At 50.3% G+C, this 22,646-nt stretch carries 20 protein-coding genes; 5 read left to right on the forward strand and 15 right to left on the reverse strand.

The features are described 5' to 3' along the window. Positions 1-612: 612 nt before the first annotated feature. From mgtE to speG, 4 genes are all read right to left on the reverse strand, one after another. Entirely contained in the window at positions 613-2,076 is a 1,464-nt protein-coding gene (gene mgtE / locus N7387_RS02060) for a magnesium transporter (RefSeq protein ID WP_025154840.1), read from the reverse strand. Between the two features lie 58 nt (positions 2,077-2,134). Then, entirely contained in the window at positions 2,135-3,667 is a 1,533-nt protein-coding gene (ppx, locus tag N7387_RS02065; RefSeq protein WP_279796452.1) for an exopolyphosphatase, read from the reverse strand. An 11-nt stretch (positions 3,668-3,678) separates the two neighbouring features. Beyond that, entirely contained in the window at positions 3,679-5,751 is a 2,073-nt protein-coding gene (gene ppk1 / locus N7387_RS02070) for a polyphosphate kinase 1 (protein ID WP_279796454.1), read from the reverse strand. Positions 5,752-5,816: 65 nt separating this feature from the next. After that, entirely contained in the window at positions 5,817-6,407 is a 591-nt protein-coding gene (speG, locus tag N7387_RS02075) for a spermidine N1-acetyltransferase (RefSeq protein ID WP_024473313.1), read from the reverse strand. Positions 6,408-6,612: 205 nt separating this feature from the next. Between speG and N7387_RS02080 the strand changes: the two genes are divergently transcribed. Further along, the gene (locus tag N7387_RS02080) at positions 6,613-6,915 is read left to right on the forward strand and encodes a helix-hairpin-helix domain-containing protein (RefSeq protein ID WP_046893265.1); all 303 of its coding nucleotides are present in this window, start codon (positions 6,613-6,615) and stop codon (positions 6,913-6,915) included. A 38-nt stretch (positions 6,916-6,953) separates the two neighbouring features. On the opposite strand, the gene purN is transcribed toward N7387_RS02080, so the two are convergent. Together purN and purM are read right to left on the reverse strand one after the other, a co-directional pair. Continuing rightward, positions 6,954-7,586 carry a phosphoribosylglycinamide formyltransferase gene (purN, locus tag N7387_RS02085; protein WP_262859369.1) on the reverse strand — a complete coding sequence of 211 codons (633 nt, stop codon included), beginning with the start codon at positions 7,584-7,586 and terminating at the stop codon, positions 6,954-6,956. Continuing rightward, complete coding sequence (purM, locus tag N7387_RS02090; RefSeq protein ID WP_279796456.1) at positions 7,586-8,626, reverse strand: phosphoribosylformylglycinamidine cyclo-ligase; 1,041 nt, start codon at positions 8,624-8,626, stop codon at positions 7,586-7,588. Before purM ends, purN begins: the two co-directional genes overlap by 1 nt. A gap of 253 nt (positions 8,627-8,879) precedes the next feature. On the opposite strand from purM, the gene upp reads away from it, so the two are divergent. Further along, a complete protein-coding gene (gene upp, locus N7387_RS02095; RefSeq protein WP_004235255.1) occupies positions 8,880-9,506 on the forward strand; it encodes a uracil phosphoribosyltransferase in 627 nt (208 codons plus the stop codon). Between the two features lie 68 nt (positions 9,507-9,574). Then, on the forward strand, positions 9,575-10,867 hold the full coding sequence (gene uraA, locus N7387_RS02100; RefSeq protein WP_279796460.1) for a uracil permease: 1,293 nt from the start codon (positions 9,575-9,577) through the stop codon (positions 10,865-10,867). Positions 10,868-10,963: 96 nt separating this feature from the next. Here the strand turns inward: uraA and N7387_RS02105 are convergent, their stop codons facing one another. Together N7387_RS02105 and N7387_RS02110 are read right to left on the reverse strand one after the other, a co-directional pair. Continuing rightward, on the reverse strand, positions 10,964-11,797 hold the full coding sequence (locus N7387_RS02105) for a filamentous hemagglutinin N-terminal domain-containing protein (RefSeq protein WP_279796462.1): 834 nt from the start codon (positions 11,795-11,797) through the stop codon (positions 10,964-10,966). A 247-nt stretch (positions 11,798-12,044) separates the two neighbouring features. Further along, entirely contained in the window at positions 12,045-13,388 is a 1,344-nt protein-coding gene (locus N7387_RS02110; RefSeq protein WP_279796464.1) for a filamentous hemagglutinin N-terminal domain-containing protein, read from the reverse strand. A 251-nt stretch (positions 13,389-13,639) separates the two neighbouring features. Here N7387_RS02110 and hda point away from each other — a divergent pair, with 251 nt between their 5' ends. Then, a complete protein-coding gene (gene hda / locus N7387_RS02115; protein ID WP_274369761.1) occupies positions 13,640-14,356 on the forward strand; it encodes a DnaA inactivator Hda in 717 nt (238 codons plus the stop codon). Positions 14,357-14,359: 3 nt separating this feature from the next. Here the strand turns inward: hda and N7387_RS02120 are convergent, their stop codons facing one another. The 7 genes from N7387_RS02120 to N7387_RS02150 all read right to left on the reverse strand — a co-directional run bounded on the left by N7387_RS02120 (position 14,360) and on the right by N7387_RS02150 (position 21,307). Then, positions 14,360-14,752 carry a hypothetical protein gene (locus tag N7387_RS02120; RefSeq protein WP_279796468.1) on the reverse strand — a complete coding sequence of 131 codons (393 nt, stop codon included), beginning with the start codon at positions 14,750-14,752 and terminating at the stop codon, positions 14,360-14,362. Next, entirely contained in the window at positions 14,745-16,076 is a 1,332-nt protein-coding gene (locus N7387_RS02125; RefSeq protein WP_279796470.1) for a dual specificity protein phosphatase family protein, read from the reverse strand. The genes N7387_RS02120 and N7387_RS02125 overlap by 8 nt, the downstream gene beginning before the upstream one ends. A gap of 65 nt (positions 16,077-16,141) precedes the next feature. Further along, positions 16,142-17,908: a bifunctional alpha/beta hydrolase/class I SAM-dependent methyltransferase gene (locus N7387_RS02130; protein ID WP_279796472.1), complete on the reverse strand. Its 1,767-nt coding sequence runs from the start codon at positions 17,906-17,908 to the stop codon at positions 16,142-16,144. 2 nt (positions 17,909-17,910) lie between these two features. After that, on the reverse strand, positions 17,911-18,540 hold the full coding sequence (locus N7387_RS02135) for a CDP-alcohol phosphatidyltransferase family protein (protein ID WP_279796473.1): 630 nt from the start codon (positions 18,538-18,540) through the stop codon (positions 17,911-17,913). A 236-nt stretch (positions 18,541-18,776) separates the two neighbouring features. Then, positions 18,777-19,334 carry a filamentous hemagglutinin N-terminal domain-containing protein gene (locus tag N7387_RS02140; RefSeq protein ID WP_279796474.1) on the reverse strand — a complete coding sequence of 186 codons (558 nt, stop codon included), beginning with the start codon at positions 19,332-19,334 and terminating at the stop codon, positions 18,777-18,779. A gap of 144 nt (positions 19,335-19,478) precedes the next feature. Beyond that, a complete protein-coding gene (gene arsC, locus N7387_RS02145) occupies positions 19,479-19,832 on the reverse strand; it encodes an arsenate reductase (glutaredoxin) (protein ID WP_279796475.1) in 354 nt (117 codons plus the stop codon). 11 nt (positions 19,833-19,843) lie between these two features. Next, positions 19,844-21,307 carry a M48 family metallopeptidase gene (locus tag N7387_RS02150; protein WP_279796486.1) on the reverse strand — a complete coding sequence of 488 codons (1,464 nt, stop codon included), beginning with the start codon at positions 21,305-21,307 and terminating at the stop codon, positions 19,844-19,846. 134 nt (positions 21,308-21,441) lie between these two features. Between N7387_RS02150 and N7387_RS02155 the strand changes: the two genes are divergently transcribed. Further along, positions 21,442-22,566 (forward strand): AI-2E family transporter, encoded by a 1,125-nt coding sequence (locus N7387_RS02155; RefSeq protein WP_279796488.1) that lies wholly within the window; start codon positions 21,442-21,444, stop codon positions 22,564-22,566. Positions 22,567-22,646 lie beyond the last annotated feature (80 nt).

Here is a 22,646-nt window from a genome sequence, read left to right on the forward strand (position 1 = left end):
TCTCATTTGTGTTTCCCAAAAGAGAGGTGGCGGCAACACAATCCCAGTTATCACAGGGATAACCGGAAATAAAAAACGGAAATTATCTGTTACCGGAGGGTATGCTTTGTTATAGCAAGAAATTCCGTATATTGTAAACAGTACCTGCTAAAACAAGATGAATATTCTGACTGTATATTGTAGGGTGAACTATTGAACTAAATATGATTTGCGTCACGGATGATAACGTTAAGGAATACGGAATGACAGCATATTATGAAAACCGGAACAGATAATTAACGGCATAATGAAATGTTCAGCCCTTATTATTATTTACCGGGAATACGGGTTTATAAAATACGATTAATGCCATTATATGAATAAGGCTTATCAATATACTTATGAATGAACAGCAGTAAATAAATATAAATAAACGTGAACGGCATGATGATTATTTCAGAGCAGCAGTAAAGAAGTGATCATATTCACCGGATATTGTCAGTCCGGCATCATAATCCTCTGCGGCGGGATAATGACAAGAGGGGGAAACTCAGCGGGAAGAGATTAAAACAGCCACGGAGAGCAGAAGTAAAGCTTCTCTTTCCGTGGCTGCTGAGATTATCTGAGCAAAAATCAGACCAGGAACAGGGTGGCGAGACCTAAAAAGATGAAAAATCCGCCGGTATCGGTGATCGCGGTGATCATCACACTGGAACCGAGTGCCGGGTCGCGTCCGAGTTTCATCATCGTCAGCGGGATCAGCACCCCCATGATGGCAGCCATCAGCAGGTTAAGCACCATAGCCAGCGTCATCACCGCACCCATGGCGATATCGCCGTAGAGTAGGTACGTGACGACCCCCATAATCCCGCCCCAGACCACACCGTTGATAAAGGCAACGCCGAGCTCACGCAGCAGCAGGAAGGAAAAACTGCCTTTCTGGATCTGGTGAAGCGCCAGAGCGCGGACAATCATGGTGATGGTCTGGTTACCGGTGTTACCGCCGATACCGGCGACAATCGGCATCAGGGTGGCAAGTGCAACCAGCTGGGAAATGGTATGCTCGAACACCCCAATCACGCGGGAAGCGACAAATGCGGTACAGAGGTTAATCGCCAGCCACGCCCAGCGGTTTTTCACCGCCTGACCGACCGGGGCAAACACATCCTCTTCCGGGCTTAAGCCCCCCATACGGCGGATGTTTTCTTCGCTCTCTTCATTCAGGTTATCAACGATATCCTCAACGGTGAGCCGCCCGAGCAGCCGCCCGTTATTATCGACAACCGCGGCAGAGATTAAGTCATAACGTTCGAACGCACCGGAGGCATCTTCGCCTTTTTCATCCGGCAGGAAGGTGACCGGCTCGGTTTTCATCACATCAGAGACCAGTTTGTCCGGTGACTGGGTGAGAATGGTGGTCAGCGGCAGCTCGCCCTGCAAAATATTATTGCTGTCGATAACAAAGATTTTATCGGTGGCTTCCGGGATATTGCTGCGGTAGCGCAGAAAACGCTGAACCGTTTTCAGCGGGACATTACCGCGCACGGTGACAAACTCAAAGTCCATCATCTGCCCGATACTGTCCGCCGGGTACTGAAGAACCGTACGGATGCGGTTACGCAGACTCGGTTCCAGATAGGTCAGCAGGCGGCGCATGGTATCGCGCGGCAGGTGCTCGGCGATATACGCCTGCTCATCCACATGCAGAGTGGCAACGGCGCGCAGCAGCTCTTTGTCTGACATATCTTTAATCAGGCTGTCCCATACGGAGACAGAGGCTTCCACCAGCACTTCCCCGCGCTGGTGGTTATCAATCAGATGCCAGAGCGCGAGACGTTCATCATAGGGCAGCGCTTCCAGCATATCCGCAAGGTCAGCGGCGTGGAGGTCAGTCAGCAGATTTTTGACTAACTTCGATTTTGAATGCAGTTCATCATCACTGAGCCTGGCATGTTCATCGGCGGTGCCCAGAATGGTTTCCACAAACTGTGAGTCGTTGAGGAACAGGGGCAAAACCTGCTGACGAATGTGAGCCAGCCGCTGGGAGTGCGGATTGACCGGTGATGAGTTATCAATGGCGAAAGTGTGTTCAGACATGATTTTCCTTTACACATAAAACTTTTAAACAAATAAGACTGGCCGGGGATTCTCCCTGTTAGACGTCTTCTTCTTTTATACCGAGGTGCCAGCCGGGCACATCATCCCAGTAAGCCTGCTCTTTTTCCAGATCAAGCTGCATTAATGTGTTGATAGTCAGATAGCGGCGCGGAAAAAACAGTGTCCAGTGTCCCTCATGGGTTTCCAGACGCAGTGAGGAGCGTTTGGTGGTGGACTGACGCTGATTATTCAGTAATACCGCGAGGCGCAGGATCTGTATCAGGGGGATGACCTGTTTTCGTTTAAACAGTGTGAATTTCGGGATATCGTCACTTTTTACCGCTTTGCGGTGGTAACGCACCAGTGTGGCGAGCAGCAGCTGCTGTTCCTGGGTGAATCCCGGTAAATTGGTGTTTTGCAGAATATAGGCCGAATGACGGTGCAGGCCGGAGAGGTTGATGCTCAGCCCGACCTCATGCAGCCAGACCGCCCAGACCAGAATCGCTTCCAGCTGCGGATCAACCAGGGACGGATTCTGCTCCGCCCATTGCCGGTACAGGTTTTTCATGGTGGTGAGGACACGCAGTACCTGGGCGTTGTCCACATTATAGTGTTCCACCAGACTTTGTGCGGTGCGCTGGCGGATGTCCTGATGGCGGAAACGGCCTTCCATCTCATACAGCACCCCTTCACGCAGGGCACCGGCAGACAGGCGCAGTTCGGTAATGTCCAGCGCGTCAAACAGACCGCACAGAATTGCCAGACCCGGCACAAACACTTTTTTGCGATCGTCAGACAGCCCCGGTAAATTCAGGGCATCAAACCGCTTATAACGCAGTACCTGCTTGACCAGCATTTCCAGGCGGACAGGGGTAATAATGCCGTCCCGTTCCCCCAGTTCACGCAGGATCTCACAGGCCGCTTTGATGGTACCGGATGCGCCGAGGCAGACATCCCAGCCCTGAACCCGAAAAGCAATTGCCAGGTTTTCCAGTTTGGAAACGGCCATCAGCCGGGCGCGGTTAAAGTTGGCTTCGGTGATTTTACCGTCCGGAAAAAACTGACGGCTGAAACTGACGCAGCCCATACGGCGGCTTTCAATTAAAATCGGCTCAAAACGTTCGCCGATCACCAGCTCGGTTGAGCCGCCGCCGATATCGATCACCAGTTTACGGCCTTTTTCCGGTTGTGTGTGCTCAACACCCATAAAAATCAGGCGTGCTTCCTCATGACCGGAAATAATTTCAATCGGATAGGGGATAACAGACGCGGCGCGTTCGAGAAACTCGTGCGCATTGACCGCCTCACGCAGACTGTGTGTCCCGACAATCGTGACCTGTGCGGCGGGAAAGCCCTGAAGTCGCTCGGCAAACAGTGCCAGGCAGGCCAGCCCGCGTTCCATGGCGTCTTCACTCAGCTCATTCTGATCATTTAAGCCTTCAGCCAGATACACCCGCTGTTTCAGGCGGCTGAGAACCTGGAGTGCGCCGTTGACAATACGGGCAATCACCATATGAAAGCTGTTTGACCCGAGGTCGATGGCTGCGATTTCCAGCGGACGATCTTTTTCCGTGATCAGTGATAATGGCATGAACGGGCCTTTTAATTATCCGGTTGTTCCAGGGAACGAATATAGTCATAAACCGCCATCTGCGAGCGGACTTTCCGCTTGTTGCCGCGTGGCACATAATGGTTGGACATCTCTTTATCGAGATAACGCGCCTTCTCATTATCACTGAACTGAATATCCAGAATATCGAGCACCCGGCGGCGCAGCACCGGATCGAGCAGACGAACCGCTACTTCAATCCGGTAATCGATATTGCGGGTCATCCAGTCCGCAGAGGAGAGATAGACTTTTTCATCCCCTTTATTGGTAAATACATACACCCGGTCATGCTCCAGGAACCGGTCAACGATACTGGTTACCTGGATATTTTCACTGTACGGCGCCTGTCCCGGCACCAGCGCGCACATACCGCGCACCAGCAGACGGATTTTCACCCCGGCTTCTGAAGCATCATAGAGACGTTCGCTCAGCTGTTTATCCACCAGATTGTTGATTTTCAGCGTGATCCCGGCGTCATGCCCGGCCAGCGCATTGGCAATCTCATCATCAATCAGCTGATTCAGCATCGCCCGTGAATTCTGCGGCGATACCATCAGGTTATCAAAAGAGACCGGGCGGTATGGGTTTTCAATAAAGTTGAATACGCGCCGGACTTCATTGGTGATCTCTTCGTTGGCGGTCAGCAGTGAGTAATCCGTGTAGATACGCGCGGTTTTTTCGTTGAAGTTACCCGTACCGATATGGGCATAACGGCGGATCACATCCCCGTCTTCCAGCCGCGAGATAATAAACAGTTTGGCGTGAATTTTCAGCCCCGGCGCGGAGAAAATAACATGCACCCCGGCAGCGGTCAGGTGCCGCGCCCAGTGAATATTGGCTTCTTCATCAAAACGCGCCTGTAACTCCACCACCACGGTGACTTTTTTGCCGTTGTGTGCCGCGTGGATCATGGAATCGATAATGCGGGAGTCCTTGGCGACACGGTAGATATTCATCTTGATGGAAATCACGCTCGGGTCAAAGGAGGCCTGGCGCAGCAGTTCCAGCACATGCTCAAAGGTGTGATACGGATAATAGAGCAGTACATCCCGCTCACGGATAGCATCAAAGCCGTTGCGGTGATGATCAAACCAGACATGACGCAGACGCGGCAGCGGTTTGTTTAATAAATTCTTATTGCCTTCATTCGGGAAGCGGATGAAGTCCTTGAAGTTATGATAGCGCCCGCCGGCAATGACCGAGTCATCATTGGTCAGGCCGAGTTTTTCGCGCAGCAGCGTCACCATTTCATCCGGCATATCGCGCTGATAGACAAAACGGACCGGCTCGGCGGTCAGACGCTGTTTCAGGGTCGAAGACATCATCTCCAGCATGCCCGATTCCATTTCGGTGGCGAGGTCATATTCGGCATCGCGGGTCATTTTCATGGAATAGGCGTTGAGGGCATCGAAATCAAAGAAACCCTTGAAGATTTCATCCAGACAGTAGCGCAGAATATTGTCGATAAGGATCATCGACTGGCGGCGGCGGCCGTTTTCGGTCGGCAGATTGACAAAACGCGGGACTTTATCGGACGGAATTTCCAGCAGTGCATAGCGGGTCTCACGGCCGGACTTGACAATCTCCACCACCAGATAGGTGTAATCGTCTTTGAGGAATTCAACCAGATCGGTACTGGTCTGGATCATAATCGGCGTGATGTGCTGGCGCAGATGCTGGCGGAAATACTGCCGCAGCCAGATTTGCTGTTTTGGTGAAATCTGGCGCTCGTTGATCAGGAAAATCTGATTACGCGCCATTTCCAGCAGCAGGTCGTTATACAGGGTATCAAATGCCTGATCCTGTTTTGCCACTTTGGTTTCAATTTTGCGCAGCAGATGGCGCGCACTGGCGCCGGAACCGCGCTGTTCCTCATTAATCAGGATACGGCGTTTCACATCCGCATAGCGGACTTTATAAAACTCATCCAGGTTATTTGAGTAAATGCCCAGAAAACGCATGCGTTCGATCAGCGGGTTGCGTTTGTCGGCGGCCTCCTGAAGAACCCGTTCGTTGAACGACAGCCAACTGAGTTCTTTTTCCATATAGAGCCTATCTTGGGACATTGTTACTCCGGAACGGGTTACGCTGAATCTGGGTTAAACACAGGGTACAGTTTACTAAAAAAACATTACAGGTTCTGCTTTACGCGGGCATTTTTTTCAACGTAGCTTTCCGCATCCGCTGATTTATTTTTCATCACCAGATATTCCGGCTGAAAAATACACATCCGGATGGCAGTACGGTATTCCCCGTTGACGAAAAACTCATCAATTAACTGGCCTTCGGTATGGAAGCCGAGCTTTTTATAAATGTGGATCGCTTTTTCGTTTTCCACATCCACAATCAGATACAGTTTATATAAGTTGAGGACAGAAAACGCATAATCCATAGCCAGACGGGCGGCGCGGGAGGCAAATCCGTGACCCTGATGTGACGGGGCGATAATGATCTGGAATTCAGCGCGGCGGTGTACATGATTAATTTCCACCAGTTCCACCAGCCCGACTTTGGTGCCGTCACTTTCCACGATGAAGCGGCGTTCTGACTGATCGTGAATATGCTTGTCGTACAAATCACTTAATTCAATAAAGGCTTCATACGGTTCCTCAAACCAATAACGCATAATGCTGGCGTTATTATCCATCTGATGAACAAATGCTAAATCTTCACGCTCAAGCGGGCGCAGTTTTACAGGCGGAACAGCAGTACCACCGGACATAAATCACCTCGGTATTCATTGTATTTTATCAGACAGTGTAACACATAACAGAAACGGAATTATCCGGGGATCCGCTTTTCGGCATCATTGCAGGGAGGCGTGTGTAAAATTATAACAATTACCCGTTATTTGGGTACCGGTCGCGGCAGACTGATGATAAAGTATGTGATAATACGCATGCCATTAATAAATACCGGATATTTCTATGAACCCGACAAAAGTGTGCCGCACCCGTCTTAATACGCTTACTGACCTGCCGAATATCGGCGAAGCGATGGCGGAAGATCTGCGTTTGCTGGGGTATGAGACGCCGCAGGATATTACCGGTTCAGACCCGGTGATTATGTATGAAATGCTTTGCGCGGTAACCGGTGTCCGTCAGGATCCCTGCGTTATTGATGTATTCTGGTCAGTGACCGATTTTCTTGCCGGACAACCGGCACAGCCATGGTGGAATTATACCGGGCAGCGCAAAGCGTATCTTAATGATATGGCGAAACTGCGGTAGTGATGAAAAAACGCCCGGGAAAAACCGGGCGCAGGGTATCAGATAGTATTGTGAGAGTGTAATTTCCCGTCCAGATACACACCATCGTCCTTCAGCGCCAGACGCCCCTGCACAAACCAGTTAACCACCTGCGGATAGATGCGGTGTTCTTCCTGTTGTATCCGTGCGGTGAGGGTGTCTTCGGTGTCATCCGGCAGAACGGCAATGCGTGCCTGCAAAATCACCGGGCCACCGTCCAGTTCTTCCGTGACGAAGTGCACGGAAGTGCCGTGTTCGGCATCGCCGTTTTCCAGCGCTTTGCGGTGCGTGTGCAGGCCCGGATATTTCGGCAGCAGAGACGGGTGGATATTCAGCATTCTGCCGTGGTAATGGCGGACAAAGGCCGGTGTCAGAATCCGCATATATCCGGCGAGAATCATTAAGTCCGGCTGATATTCATCAATCTGCGCCTGCAATGCGGCATCAAAATCATCCCGTGAAGAGAATTCCGCCGGGCTGAGCGCCAGTGCGGGAATACCGGCCTGTTGTGCGCGGAGTAACCCGTAAGCGTCTGCTTTATTACTGAAAACCGCGACAATGTCCGCATTGAGGGCTTTTGAATCGCAGGCGTCAATCAACGCCTGCAGATTACTGCCGCTGCCGGAAATCAGGACAACAAGGCGTTTTTTCATCAGCGGATGATGACCTGCGGTTCATCTTCGCGGCACACCGCGATATCACCAATCAGCCATGCATTTTCACCCGCTTCTGTCAGCAGGGCGAGGGCGGCGGGTACAGATGCTGCCGGCAGCGCAATCACCATACCGACACCACAGTTAAAGGTGCGGTACATTTCATAGTCTTCCACATTCCCGGCTTTTTGCAGCCAGTTAAAGACAGACGGCCACTGCCAGGATGACGCATCAATCCGTGCCTGAGTACAGGCCGGTAATACACGCGGGATATTTTCCTGGAAACCGCCGCCGGTCAGGTGAGCGATGGCGTGAACATCGGTATTTTCGATCAGTTTCAGCACAGATTTAACATAGATTTTGGTCGGTGCCAGCAGATGATCCGCCAGGGATTTGCCGTCAAGCTCTGTGACTGCCGGGTCAGTTTTGCTGACTTCCAGGATTTTGCGGATCAAAGAATAGCCGTTGGAGTGCGGGCCGCTGGATGCCAGAGCGATCAGCACATCACCGGCGCGGACTTTGCTGCCGTCGATGATTTCTGATTTTTCCGCCACGCCGACACAGAACCCGGCCACGTCATAATCATTACCGTGATACATGCCCGGCATTTCAGCGGTTTCACCGCCGACCAGCGCACAACCTGCCTGTTTGCAGCCTTCGGCAATACCGGTGACCACACGGGCGGCAGTATCGACATCCAGTTTGCCGGTCGCGTAATAGTCGAGGAAGAAGAGGGGCTCAGCACCGGCGACCACCAGGTCGTTCACACACATGGCGACGAGGTCGATACCGATAGTGTCATGACGCGCCAGATCCATCGCCAGGCGCAGCTTGGTGCCGACGCCGTCAGTGCCGGAAACCAGCACCGGCTCTTTATATTTCTGCGGTACCGCACACAGCGCACCGAAACCACCCAGCCCGCCCATCACTTCAGGACGGCGTGTCTCTTTGACAACATGCTTAATACGGGAAACTAAGGCATTACCGGCATCAATATCAACACCGGCATCTTTGTAACTCAGGGAAGTTTTGTCAGTCACTGCGGCCCCCAACGGCGATTGCAAGTAAGTGGGTGTATCGAAAACGCGGCTATTCTAACAGGCCACGCAAACGTTTGCGAGAGGATTTACGCCGGTTTTTTTCAAAATGCGTCAGATCACACTTATTCATGTAACGAACATGAAAAGCGTGATAATTGACTATAATCAACAAATCCGGGGTGGCGCTGCGAAAGAAAAGCGGTATAATCTCGCGATTTTTTTGTCCGCCAGGGCTTACACAGTAGGAGAACCCATGAAAGTCGTCGAGGTAAAACACCCGCTCGTTAAACACAAACTTGGCCTGATGCGAGATCATGATATAAGCACAAAACGCTTTCGTGAACTGGCCTCAGAAGTCGGTAGCCTGCTGACCTATGAAGCAACTTCAGACTTAGAAACTGAGAAAGTGACAATTGACGGCTGGTGTGGTCCGGTCGAAATTGAACAAATCAAGGGTAAAAAGATTACCGTTGTGCCAATCCTGCGTGCGGGTATCGGTATGATGAACGGTGTACTGGAAAGCATCCCGAGTGCCCGTATCAGTGTTGTCGGTGTTTACCGTGATGAAGAAACACTGGAGCCGGTACCGTACTTCCAGAAATTAGCCTCTAATATAGAAGAGCGCATGGCGCTGGTGGTTGACCCGATGCTGGCAACCGGCGGTTCGATGATCGCTACTATTGACCTGCTGAAAAAAGCAGGCTGCACCGCGATTAAAATCCTCGTGCTGGTTGCGGCACCGGAAGGTCTGAAAGCGCTGGAAAAAGCCCATCCGGATGTTGAGCTGTACACCGCATCCATCGACGATCACCTCAACGAACACGGTTACATTGTACCGGGCCTGGGTGATGCGGGTGATAAAATATTTGGTACGAAATAAGTTAATGAGCCGACTGAGAAGTCGGCTTTTTTTTGGCATATCCCTGAGTAATCATTAAGAGGTTTAAGATGACGCGCCGCGTTATTGAAGTCGATGAACGCCCACCACTGCTGGTCACCATTCCGTTAAGTTTACAGCACCTGTTTGCGATGTTCGGTGCCACTGTTCTGGTGCCGATCCTGTTTCAGGTAAACCCGGCCACGATCCTGTTATTTAACGGTATCGGGACGCTGCTGTATCTGTTTATCTGTAAAGGAAAAATCCCGGCGTATCTGGGCTCCAGCTTTGCCTTTATCTCACCGGTGCTGATTTTACTGCCGCTCGGTTATGAACTCGCTCTCGGCGGGTTTATCATCTGCGGGCTGTTATTTATGCTGGTGGCGGGGATTGTCAAAATCGCCGGACGCGGCTGGATCAATGTGTTGTTCCCGCCTGCGGCCATGGGGGCGATTGTGGCGGTCATCGGTCTTGAGCTGGCCGGTACCGCTGCCGGTATGGCCGGGCTGAAATTCGAGAACGGCGCAACACCGGACAGCACCACGCTGATTATCTCTCTGACCACACTCGGGGTGACGATTCTCGGTTCTGTGGTGTTCCGCGGTTTCCTGGCAATTATCCCGATCCTTATCGGGGTGCTGACCGGGTATGCGCTGGCCTTTTTTATGGGCGCGGTGGATTTAACCCCGGTAAGTGAAGCACCGTGGTTTGCACTGCCGACATTCTACACCCCCCGTTTTGAGTGGTTCGCCATTCTGACCATTTTACCGGCTGCGCTGGTGGTGATTGCCGAGCACGTTGGTCACCTGGTGGTCACCGCGAATATTGTCAAACGTGATTTGATGAAAGACCCGGGTCTGCACTGTTCAATGTTTGCCAACGGCTTCTCGACGGTGCTGTCCGGCTTCTTCGGCTCCACACCAAACACCACGTACGGTGAAAACATCGGTGTCATGGCGATCACCAAAGTGTACAGCTCCTGGGTTATCGGCGGGGCAGCGGTACTGGCGATTCTGCTCTCCTGTGTCGGTAAACTGGCTGCCGCGATTGCCGCTGTCCCGGTGCCGGTGATGGGCGGGGTATCACTGCTGTTGTACGGGGTTATCGGTGCATCCGGTATCCGTGTGCTGATTGATTCCAAAGTGGATTACAATAAGCCGCAAAACCTGATCCTGACAGCGGTTATCCTGATTATCGGTGTCAGCGGTGCAACCATTCATATCGGTGCTGCCGAACTGAAAGGAATGGCACTGGCAACGGTTGTCGGGATTGGTCTGGCACTGGTATTTCGTCTGGTGAATATTATCCGTCCGGAAGAGCGGGTTGTGGATGTGAATCTGGATGAAGTGAAGAAAGACAGTTAAAACAGAACCGGTGAAGTCGTCGCGGCTTCACCGGTGTGATAATTTAATACTGCCGTGAAAGGTTTTTCCTTTCGTGAGCATCATTCAAAACAGTAATTAAAAAGAGTGACCATTTTTAAATTTTATTTTACCTTTTCCGGATAAATTAACTGCATCACGCAGAGTAAAGGAGATGTTATCTCCGGATATTTTCCCTTCATTAATGATATCTGAAACAAGAAGTATTCCGCTTACATTACCTTTGATAGTACCGTAATTAGAAATATCGGTATCGATAATATTAAGTTTGATATTGTTGGATTTTATTGTTGATTGCTTATCAAGGGTTATACTGTTTCTTAACGGGCTGCCATTCATATGGTTAAACATATTAGAAAACTGAAGATAGTCTGTCTTCACATGGCTGTTGCTGATTTCAATATGCTGGCTGTTAAGTATCAGACGGTTTGCAATTTTTTTTGTGGTATCTTTGATGATCAATTTTGTATCACCCGGAGAATGCCCGATAACCCGGCCATCGGCAAGCATCATTTTTCCGGTAACCAGATTCACTGAAGTCATATTTCTGAAGCTGCATGCGCCGGCACAAACGATTCCGTTAGGGTTGATCAGCGTGTATTTAGCCTGTTTGCCTTTGATACGGATTTCACCATTCAGTTCAGATACGGATTTGGATGTAACTTCGTTGATAATCGTATCAGCACCGATCTGGTTATTAAAAATCACACCTTCGCTGCCGACATTGAATTTATTATATTTAATATGTGCCAGATTTGAATTGTCTTTTTCTGAAACAGTAATAATATTTTTATTCCCGCCATGACTGAGTTTTGCTGCGTTATTTACAATGCTGATATCTGTTGTCTGCGCCAGAGCAGAGGGTAATGCAGATGAAACTAAAAGTGAAAGTAACAGTCCATTCTTTTTCATTGTGTATCCTTTTGTGTATTTGAGTGTATTTTTTATCATAAAAAGACATCGTGTTGTAATGAAAAGATAATAGTTTAAATAATACGGTTGTTATTTTAAATTTAAATGGGGTGTGATTGCGGGTTTATTTAAAATAGTAATGATAGCGCGGGTTATATTGATCGAATACTCACATTGTTATGCGGGGTGTTTGATTTTTATAAACAAAAGCAGGCAACAGTTTAGTTGCCTGTTGAATTCTGTTTTTTTAATTACCAATGTCTAATTTACTGTAACTATCTTTGTAGCTGTTATATTTATAAATTTTTCCCTTGTTTTTAATTTTTAGGTTATCACTATAAAACTCACCGGAGAGCGGGTTTATACCGGAATAATCAATCAGTTCAGAAAGGTAAATAGTCTTATTGTTCGTGAGTTTGGCATTCCCTGTATGCTCAATAGTTATCCCTGAGGTCCTGATATAACGGTTGTTAATGAATTCGGAATTTCTTATCTTCAACTTAATACTTCCACCAGCAACATTATTCTTTTTTATAACATTATTGTTAATGAAAGTACTGTTATTCAAGTCAGCATTTATATGGCCGGTAATAATACCATCATTAGTAAATGTGCTTTTTGCTGTAAATACACCGTTTGATGAATCCTGATATGGTGCTGTTTTTATATTTAACAGTTTACTGTTTATTTTACCTTTGTTAACCATAGTCATTTCAGGTACTGCTAAAGAATTATGATGGAAGCTATCTTTCCTGATGGTATTTTCAATCGTCAGGTGTTCACTCTCTAACGTTCCTTTATTGGTAAACAATGACTCGCTAAGCTTAAGGTTTATTTTATTTGCCTTTAACGTGGTGTTTTTATTAACGGTTAATGATGATTTAACCGTGTTGGCATCTCTGGCTGAGTTGAATTTTTTTCCGCCGTCAAGATAAGCAGAGCCAAATAAAGAGTTCCAGCTAACATTGTCACCATCATGGCTGATTAATTCAACATTGATCTCTGGTACATTTATTTTACTCCGTGAAATTGAAATATTATCAGAGATAAGCGATAGTTTTTTCAGGTTACCTCCTTGCGTGTTTGTATTGATATCAGCATCAGTGATATGAATCCCGCCTTTGCTGTTCTTAAAGAGATTCAGACCAGAGTAAGAAGATAATTTTTCAATACCGGCATTTGCAAGTGTCACGTCAGCGATATTACTGAAATTACATCCGTTGCAGGTAATGCCATTAGGATCGGCAATAATCAGAGTGCCAAGCTTACCGACGATATCAATATTACCTCTCAGTAATGACGGAGAATGGCTGACCACTTCGGTGATAATAGTATTGGCGCCTTTGTTATTGCCAATATACATACCTTCTTTACCGACATTAAATTCATCAAAGTAATTATGAGATATTTTTCTTTTATCAGGGTCAGCAATTGCCAGAACCGGCTTGTTTTTGTAAATCCGTAAGTCAGACCCGGTACTTTTTTCATTCAGTCTGATTTTTAAACCATCAGAAAATGTCTGTTCAGTTTCAGAAAAAGCCGTGGCAGAAAAAGCAGTTAAGATAACTGCAGATAATAACTTAAACTTCATTATATATATCCTTATATAAATATTGTGCGTCATGCGAAGGCTACGATACCAGAGCAGAATTACATAAAATATCAGGAATCGTTGTGTCATTCCGGTATGGGTGTTTTATGCAATTATTGGTATTTGAATTATTGATGGTGAAACCTGACGGAGAGTAACTGTTGCAAATTTCTGCATCCGGTGAGGTTTTGCCGGGAACAGGTTCATTTAGCCGGTGAATTTATGGTAAACTAGCGGCGTTTGTTCACCCGTTGGCCGAGGTAACTCTGAACACGCCATCACAGCTGTCACTACCGCTCTCTCTCCCTGATGATGAGACTTTCAACAGTTTCTATGCGGGGGAAAACGCATCCCTGTTATCCGCTATTCAGGCGGCGATCAGTCAGCCGCACGGCAGTTATCTTTATTTCTGGTCCCGTGACGGCGGCGGAAAAAGCCATCTGCTGCATGCTGCCTGTGCCGACGTTTCTTCCAAAGACCGGGCGGTCGGTTATGTGCCGCTGGATAAACGCGCCTGGTTTGTGCCGGATGTGCTGGAAGGTATGGAGCATTTGTCGCTGGTTTGTATTGATAATGTGCAGTGCATTGCGGGGGATGAAGAGTGGGAAATGGCGCTGTTTAATCTTTACAACCGCATTCTTGAGACCGGCAAAACCTGTTTATTGATCACCGGGGACAGACCACCGCGTCAGATCCCGCTGCAGTTACCGGATCTCGCTTCCCGTCTTGACTGGGGGCAGATTTACAAACTGCATCCGCTCAGTGATGATGAAAAAATTCAGGCGCTGCAACTGCGGGCAAAACTGCGCGGGTTTGAGCTGCCGGAAGATGTCGGGCGCTTTATCTTAAAACGCCTCGATCGTCAGATGCGCACACTGTTTGATATGCTGGACCGCCTTGATCATGCGTCGATTGTCGCGCAGCGTAAGCTGACCATTCCGTTCGTCAAGGATATTCTGCGGCTGTGACCGTCAGTTAAGCAGGGCAATCACCGTTACCCCCCACTGAAGCACCATGCAGAGCGCGCTCTGCTGAAACAGCCGTTTTGTGCCGCGCCAGCGTTGCGAGAAGTGGGTGTGCTGTGCTCTGCCGGGAAACAGTGTGGTCAGGGATTCATCAAAAATATCCGTGTCGGACGATTGTGCCAGGCGGCGGAACAGATGGTGATCCAGCCACAGCCGGAAGATAAAGTACGCAGCACACAGAAAGAACAGGATCCCCGCCGCCATCGGATACTCACCGGAAAACCCGGAAAGATAAAGCAGAAACTGCGTCAGAAAAGCCATCACCGATAAGGCAGCCAGAAAACGCCAGCCCGCCGTAAAAATCACAATAATCTGTTCGTCATGAGGTCTGTTATTCATCGTTTTTTCCGTAACGGGCTGCCCAGCGGGTCAGGGCGGCAATTGTCTGTTCCCGCAGGACAATCTGCGGCCTGGCCTGTCTGACGGCTGCCAGTGCCTGTTCCACATTGTCTGCCAGCCCGGCGCGTATCAGCCAGGCAACTACGATGGTCGTACTGCGGGTGTAACCCAGTTTACAGTGTACATAAACCTGGCCGGATTGCGCCAGGCGACCGAGAGAATTTACCGCCGATTCAATCTGCATTTCTGTCAGCGGGAACAGATCCAGTTGCGGCTGACAGTGATAAGCCAGCCCGGTGGTATAGCGGCTGCGGGGAAATTCCCCGGTCATATCCAGTACGGCGGCAGCCGTCAGTGGTGCTGCGGGGTAACCACCCAGCGCGATATGTTCATTGACCACACTGGTGTGACGGCACTGTTTTGCATACCAGTAATAGCTGATTTGTGCGGCAATCCGGTAAGGCAGCAGCAGGAGTGCCGCAGACGGCGAAATTTGTCCGGTGCTGTCTTTCTGAAATACCGATGCGCCGGCACCGAGATAACCAACGGTGATACATAAAAATGCCAGCCCCGGCCACAGCAGCCACCAGCCCTGACCGCCAATCACGACAGCTGCCGCTATCAGTACCAGCGAAATAACGGCGTACCGTCCGGCCAGCTGATAGCCGCGGCGGATACGATGCGGTGACCACCGCCAGCGTGTTTTTACCGGCAGCAGATAGCTTATCACCACACCGGTGGCGGCACCGGTGATCACATCAATAAAATGGTGCTGCCAGGTAGTCAGTACAGAAATTAAGATCAGAATTGACCACAGATGCAGAAACCAGCGCCATTTCTGTGGTGTATGCGCCCGGAAACGCAGCCACAACAACCACAGCAGAATGATATGCAGAGAAGGAGCCTGGTTAAACGGCAGATCAAACATCTCCAGTTGGTCGAACATCCAGCCGGCGGTACCGTCTGTTTGCGGGCGGAGAAAACTGAATTTCAGCGGAAACAGCAGAAAACCGGCACAGGCTGCGAGTGACGCAACTACCAGCCTCAGCCCGTGAATACACTGTTCGCGCAGAGAGGTGCAGATAAACAGGGATAATCCGTAGAAGAGATCGATGCTCCAGTACGGGATGATTGTCCACGGCAGAAACGGAATATGCGTTTCCCAGCTGAACGCAAAAGAAGGAACTGACGGCAGCGAAGCGGTATAGGTATTGACCTGTCCGTAAGTCAGAAAAAAGAAAGGGGCCAGAAGCAGCAGCCAGAGCAGGGCAAATCCCCGCAGTTTACGGCGGGAGGCAGGCAGCGGCAGAGCGGCATCAGTCATCGTTTTTCGTTCCCTGTAAAACAGAAGATGCGCAAAAAGGCGCATCTTCATCAGTGTGATAACAATCAGCGGCGTCTGGCGACTGAGACACTGAAAATGCCCCAGTTATCAATGAGCTGATCCAGTTTTTCAAACCCGGCCTCATCCACCAGCGCATCCATTTCCCCCTGGCTGCGGCAGCGCATCACCCAGGCTTTGCCGCCCTGATGGCTCGGCAGAACGCGGGCTATCATCTCTACCTGCGGGTGCCACGGCTGACAGGTGTAGACAAGATAACCGCCGCTTTCAATTGCCTGTGCCAGCCCGGCAAGGGAATCGCGCAGCAGATGGTTTTCCGGGAACAGTTCATATAACCCGCTCACCACGCCGAGAGTCGGTTTCGGGCTGACCGCTGCCAGATCGGCGGTATCAAAGGCATTGCCCTCTTCAAAGCGGATTTTGTCTTCCAGGAAGCGCTCTTTGATTTGCAAACGACCCTGCTCCACATTGATGGTGCTGTAATCACGCATCAGAACAGATTCTATCCGGCTGTAATCATTAATGGCATCAAAGAGATAGCGCCCCTGACCGGCGGCGATATCCATGATCCGCACCGGCCGGCCTTCTTCCTGTAATGCGCGGATGGTGCGGCGCAGGATTTTTTCGATATTGACTTTGCGCTGGCGGATCCCCTGCCAGCCGATACTGTTGAGATACTGGCGGTCAATAATGCGGCCGAAAATGCCTTTGCCCTGAGCCTGATTGCGGTAGACATAATCGAGTGTGGAGCCGGAATCAAAGCCTTTGTCATAGCCGATACTGACCCCTTCTGAGGCTTTGCCGAGAGTGGACATCGCTTTGCTGAGCAGTTTATAGCCGATATTTTTCGGGCAGTAATCCGGCAGCGGAGCCTGCAATTCACGATAAGCATCGGCACCGGCGCTGCAGACATCCTCAAACCGGTAGTCGTGCTGATAGCGCGGCTGTTCAAACAGGGTGGTGACAAAGCGGCGGATTTCCGCCAGCGGAATATGACGATCTTTTTCGCCCAGCGTGTCGTGATAGAACCCCGGCAGAATATGTTTTTCTTTATACGGCGTGTTAAGCCGCGCATAGAACTGATTCTGCGGCTTGCGGTGTACTACGTGGTCACTGCCGGAGATAAACAGCTGAGTCGGCACCGTTATCGCGGCAGCATCCGCCACCAGCCGGTCAGCGGTTTTGTAGAGCTCCAGCAGAATATTGACGGCGATCGGCCTCGTGATCAGCGGGTCCCGCTCAAATGAAGCGATACGCACCGGGTCGTGAGTCAGGTATTTGGCTTTGACATAGGAATTAACATAAAACAGCCCGCGTATTTTCTGCATCAGGGTCAATCCGCTGCGGGCAAACGGCACATAAAGTTTGACTTTAAAGGCCGGAGAAGCCAGTACCAGCCCGCGGATTTTCGGTGCGAAATCATGCACCCAGCCGGTCAGGGTGACAGCACCGACACTTTGTCCGAGCACGACCATGTTTTCGACCGGAATTTCATATTCGGATGAAATGAAGTTAATAAATTCATTGATGTCACTGATGGATGTGCCCATCGACGGACTGTAGCCTCTCGGCCCGTCATTACGGCCGTGACCCCGGGCATCCCAGGCAAATACCGCGAAATCAGGCAGCGCCAGCTCATCCGCCAGATGCGCCACCCGTCCGGAATGCTCATGTCCCCGGTGAAACAGCACAATAGCTTTCTTTTCCGCCGTTGCGGAAGGCCAGTGGCGGAAAAACAGCTGTTGCTGGTCACTGATGGTAAAGTGAGATTCAATGCATTCGCGCTGAGTCGGATAATCAGAAGATACACTCATAATCAGTCCTTTTGAGATGCGCTTTGTTGCGCAGATTCCTGCAACGCACGCCGGATACGGTGATAGCAGGTCAGAAACAGCAGGGCGGTAAAGACCGCAAACAGCACCGGAAACAGGACGGAGTCAAGAGATGCGGGAAAAACCGCTGCCCACAGACCCAGTGCGCCGAACAAAAAGGCGCGGTCACTTTTCCCGGCAGGGCCGTCATAGCGGCGTGATGCCCCGATAGTTTGTGCCAGTACACCAATAAATTCAGTCAGTACAGAAAGAAACAGGATCAGCAGTATCCAGATGGCGGCTCCCGGGAACAGCAGGACAAACGGGAAATAAAGAATCGTATCGGATATCACATCACCCAGTTCATTGAGGAGCGCGCCGAAGCGGCTTTTCTGGTCATGTTCGCGGGCCAGCATACCGTCAATGGCATTCAGCGCCATCCGGACAAACAGTACCGGCGGCAGCATCAGAAACAGGTGCGGGTCGGGAAACAGGATCAGGATGAAACCGGTGAGCAGGGAAAGGAACATTGCCGCCAGTGTGACCTGGTTGGCCGTGATCCCGGCATTAAACAGGCGGACAACAACAGGGCGCAGTAAGTTCTGAAACTTCGGTTTTAGATCATAAATGGTCATTTTTTTCCCTGATGATACACAGTCAGTTATCTGTATTATCAATCCGTTATTCTGTGATCGCCGCAATAAGCGTTTTCTTAAGTTAATACGGAGTGATCACCGGGCTGTGTTGTTACAGGTATGACAGTCTGCGGCGGGGAAAGTTTCGGCGGATAACACAAAGCAGGAAAAACTACGTTTTATCCTGCTTTGTCAGCAATCTCAATACCGCCGTGAAAACGGCGGTATAACAGGGGTCAGCGAGGTGAATTGACGGAAATATTGTGGCGGATATCCGTCAGGCGGTCTGATTTACCCGCTTGTTTGCGGGCATCAAAAACCACATCGTTATTCTGCGCGGTATTGATAATCACCGGCAGTGTTTTGCGGTGAGAATAGAGAGTGGTATTGGTTGAGCTGCAGTCCTGACAGACAACACCATTCGGGTTAACAATCAGCAGGCTGGCTTTACCGCCCGCAACCAGGGTATTGCCGCGCAGACGGGTTTTATTGTCACCGATCACTTCATTAATAATGGTTTTAGCATTTTCTTGATTATGAATAACCAGTCCTTTTTTACCGACATTATAGTCTGAGAAGACATTGTGAGAGATCCCGCGACCATCAGGTGAATTAATGACCAGAACGGGTTTTCCTGATTCATCTTTAAACAGTTTGGTTTGGACTTCCGGGCTGACTACGCGGATTTTATCGCCGTTTTTATAGGTATATTCCGTGCTTCCCGGCCCGGCAACAGTGTGTGCGGAAAATAGCGCAACAGAAATTAATGATAATGCAGCTAATGTCTTTTTCATGATTTATTCCTTTAATCATTATATTAAGTGTAAATAACCAAACGAACTTTACCACTTGAAATAAATGACGATTTCATAAAAAGAACATGGCGGATTTATATACTGGCGGGGAAATTGCCCCGGCAGTTACCGGGGACAGAAGGCTCAGATAATCTCCAGCACCTGCGCCGGCGGACGGCCGAGGCGGGCTTGTTTACCTTTAATCACCACAGGGCGCTCAATCAGTTTCGGGTGATCATGCATGGCCTGAATCAGTGCATCCTGATCGGTCACGGTGGCCAGTCCCAGTTCACTGTAAAGTGCTTCTTTGGTGCGCATCAGTTTGCGGGCATCGTCAAATTTCAGCTCGCGGAGTACGGTTTTGATTTCCGCTACTGACGGCGGGGTGTCCAGATAGAGCATCACTGCCGGAGACACGCCGTGTTCTTCCAGCAGTGCCAGGGTTTCACGGCTCTTGGAGCAGCGCGGATTGTGCCAGATGGTGACCGTGTCAGTCATGGTGTTCCTCATTATTTAAATTGTTTGAATTGCAGCTGTAACTGGCGGATCTGGTCAATCCGCGCATCATAACGGGCCTGATCATAACTGCCGGGTTTAGCCTGACGGGCGGCTTCGGTCAGGCTGCGGATAGCACCGTCAAAGTTACCCATCAGGTTCTGATATTCCGCCCGGGCGGCCAGTTCATCCGTGCGGCGGCCTGCTTTTCCGCCTGCTTCTGCCAGCAGATCCCAGCCGCTCGGGTCAGCCGGATGATCAAAGGTATAATTACGCAGAATCTTCGTTGCCTTATCATACTGTTTATTCTGAATATAGGCGTTGCCGAGGTTTATCTGATACACCGAATTCCCCGGTTCCCGTTTCAGGGCATTTTCCAGCCGGGTCACCGCCTGAGCGGTTCTGTTCAGGCCGATATCCACATCGGTCATCACATCGATAAACCAGACATTGTCCGGGTCGGCAGCCAGCAGTTTCGTCAGAATTTGTGAGGCCGGCTCATATTTGTTATCGCGGTAGAGCAGAATGGCACGGGCATAATCTGCCGCCATCTGCTCCTTATTGTTGCCTTTGCTGTAGTTTTCAATCATCTGGTCAGTCGCATTGCGCAGCGGCTGTCCGCCGTACATTGCCATTGCCCGCGCGCGCGCCAGCAGGAAATCGAAGGATTGCGGCGGGTTTTTACGCGGCATCTGACTGGCGCGGTTACGCGCATCCGCCAGACGGCTGTCCGGCAGGGGGTGGGTCAGCAGCATTTCCGGCGGTTTGGAACTGTAACGGGACATATCCACCATGATGGTCATAAAGTCCGGCATACCCTGCGGGTCAAACCCGGTACGGCTCAGTGTACCCATGCCGATGCGGTCCGCTTCCTGCTCGTTGGATTGTGTAAAGCTGATCATATTCTGCTGGATCCCGGCCATGGTGGAGGTCATGGCGGCGGCACCGACCGGCGTGCCGGTCATCAGCAGCAGGATAGAGCCGAGTGTTGCAGCCCAGGCCAGCGGCGCTTTGTTCTGCTGATCTTCCATCATCCGCGCGAGGTGGCGCTGGGTGACGTGAGCGATTTCGTGCGCCATGACAGAAGCGAGTTCACTTTCTGTCAGGCTGTAGCGGAACAGGGACGTGTGCAGCACCACATTGCCGCCGAAGAAGGCAAAGGCGTTAATGTTCGGGTTGGCAATCAGGAAAAAATTAAACGGGGTTTTGACCGAGTCAGCGTTTGAGACCAGGCGCTGACCGAGGTTATTGATATATTGCAGTAAAACAGGATCATAGACCATCGGGGAGCTGCTGCGGATCATCCGCAGATAAAAATCTCCCATCAGGTTTTCCTGCCCGATACTGAGTGTACCGCCGGCGGTAGTGCCGATTTCCGGTAACGCATCCTCAACCGCAGCCTGTGCGGCAGGCAGTACCGGGAAGGTCAGGGCAAGGCTCAGTAAGACGGCTAACGGTTTTTTCAGAAACGTATTCATAGGATGACGCTTTCCCCGTTGATTATCACTGGTAATAATTCGTGTATCATAGCAAACACTCAAGTAAAATCCTCACACAGTCTGCCCGGTGGGCAGGATTTGTCATATTTTGCCGTTAATCCCGGGAGCAGGTCATGTTAGATTTAATTATTCAGTGGTACCGGCGACGTTTTGCCGATCCGCAGGCAGTTGCTTTGACCGTTATTTTACTGGCGGGTTTCGGAATTATTTATTTTTTCAGCGGTATCTTAGCGCCGCTGCTGGTGGCGATTGTGCTGGCGTATCTGCTGGAGTGGCCGATTCATCAGATGGAAAAGCGCGGCTGTTCGCGTAAGCTGGCGATTATGCTGATCCTGACGCTGTTTATCGGGGTCAGTGTACTGGTGATCTTTATCCTCGCGCCGACGGTTTGGGGACAGGGGCGCAACCTGCTGCTGGATATGCCGAATATGTTCAGCCGTTTCAATGAGTTCGCCCGCGAACTGCCGAATCGTTTCCCGGCACTGATGGATGTCGGGCTGATGGATATGATCCTCGATAATGCCCGCAGCAAGCTGCTCTCGGTCGGGGATTCGGTGGTGAAAATGTCGCTGGCATCACTGGTGGGATTACTGGCGCTGACGATTTATCTGATTCTGGTGCCGCTGATGGTGTTCTTTTTACTGAAAGATAAAGAACAGCTGCTGCGCGGTTTTCAGCGTATTCTGCCGCGTAACCGCTCACTGGCCGGGAAAGTGTGGGTGGAGATGAATCAGCAGATTTCTAACTATATCCGCGGCAAAGTCACCGAGATGATTATTGTTGGTGTCTGTACGTATATCGTTTTCGCGGTGGTCGGCCTGAATTATGCTCTGCTGCTGGGTGTGCTGGTCGGATTGTCGGTCCTTATCCCGTATGTGGGGGCCGTGATTGTGACGGTGCCGGTGGTTCTGGTCGGGCTGTTCCAGTGGGGACTGGATTCGGATTTCTGGACGATGTTTATCGCCTATCTGGTGGTGCAGGGGCTGGACAGCAATATCCTGGTACCGATCCTCTTTTCTGAGGCGGTGAATCTGCATCCGCTGGTGATTATTCTGTCGATTATTATTTTCGGCGGATTGTGGGGATTCTGGGGCGTGTTTTTTGCTATCCCGCTGGCAACGCTGATTAAAGCCGTGATCCACTCCTGGCCGGAAGAGAAAGTGCCGGACGACACAATACCGGACAAAACCGTACCGGACAAAACCGTACCGGATAACAATATGTCCGGGCAGGCGTAATCTGACACAATAAAAAACACCGGTATGATGATGCCGGTGTTTTTATATCAGATATCAGCCATAAAAAAACACCATGGGTT

Source organism: Morganella sp. GD04133 (genome assembly GCF_029835375.1).
GTDB lineage: Bacteria > Pseudomonadota > Gammaproteobacteria > Enterobacterales > Enterobacteriaceae > Morganella > Morganella morganii_B.

Coding starts and splice junctions, on each gene's coding strand:
- mgtE (WP_025154840.1), bottom strand. CDS start 2,076: ATGTCTGAACACACTTTCGCCATTGATAACTCATCACCGGTCAATCCG.
- ppx (WP_279796452.1), bottom strand. CDS start 3,667: ATGCCATTATCACTGATCACGGAAAAAGATCGTCCGCTGGAAATCGCA.
- ppk1 (WP_279796454.1), bottom strand. CDS start 5,751: ATGTCCCAAGATAGGCTCTATATGGAAAAAGAACTCAGTTGGCTGTCG.
- speG (WP_024473313.1), bottom strand. CDS start 6,407: ATGTCCGGTGGTACTGCTGTTCCGCCTGTAAAACTGCGCCCGCTTGAG.
- N7387_RS02080 (WP_046893265.1), top strand. CDS start 6,613: ATGAACCCGACAAAAGTGTGCCGCACCCGTCTTAATACGCTTACTGAC.
- purN (WP_262859369.1), bottom strand. CDS start 7,586: ATGAAAAAACGCCTTGTTGTCCTGATTTCCGGCAGCGGCAGTAATCTG.
- upp (WP_004235255.1), top strand. CDS start 8,880: ATGAAAGTCGTCGAGGTAAAACACCCGCTCGTTAAACACAAACTTGGC.
- uraA (WP_279796460.1), top strand. CDS start 9,575: ATGACGCGCCGCGTTATTGAAGTCGATGAACGCCCACCACTGCTGGTC.
- N7387_RS02105 (WP_279796462.1), bottom strand. CDS start 11,797: ATGAAAAAGAATGGACTGTTACTTTCACTTTTAGTTTCATCTGCATTA.
- N7387_RS02110 (WP_279796464.1), bottom strand. CDS start 13,388: ATGAAGTTTAAGTTATTATCTGCAGTTATCTTAACTGCTTTTTCTGCC.
- N7387_RS02120 (WP_279796468.1), bottom strand. CDS start 14,752: ATGAATAACAGACCTCATGACGAACAGATTATTGTGATTTTTACGGCG.
- N7387_RS02125 (WP_279796470.1), bottom strand. CDS start 16,076: ATGACTGATGCCGCTCTGCCGCTGCCTGCCTCCCGCCGTAAACTGCGG.
- N7387_RS02130 (WP_279796472.1), bottom strand. CDS start 17,908: ATGAGTGTATCTTCTGATTATCCGACTCAGCGCGAATGCATTGAATCT.
- N7387_RS02135 (WP_279796473.1), bottom strand. CDS start 18,540: ATGACCATTTATGATCTAAAACCGAAGTTTCAGAACTTACTGCGCCCT.
- N7387_RS02140 (WP_279796474.1), bottom strand. CDS start 19,334: ATGAAAAAGACATTAGCTGCATTATCATTAATTTCTGTTGCGCTATTT.
- arsC (WP_279796475.1), bottom strand. CDS start 19,832: ATGACTGACACGGTCACCATCTGGCACAATCCGCGCTGCTCCAAGAGC.
- N7387_RS02150 (WP_279796486.1), bottom strand. CDS start 21,307: ATGAATACGTTTCTGAAAAAACCGTTAGCCGTCTTACTGAGCCTTGCC.
- N7387_RS02155 (WP_279796488.1), top strand. CDS start 21,442: ATGTTAGATTTAATTATTCAGTGGTACCGGCGACGTTTTGCCGATCCG.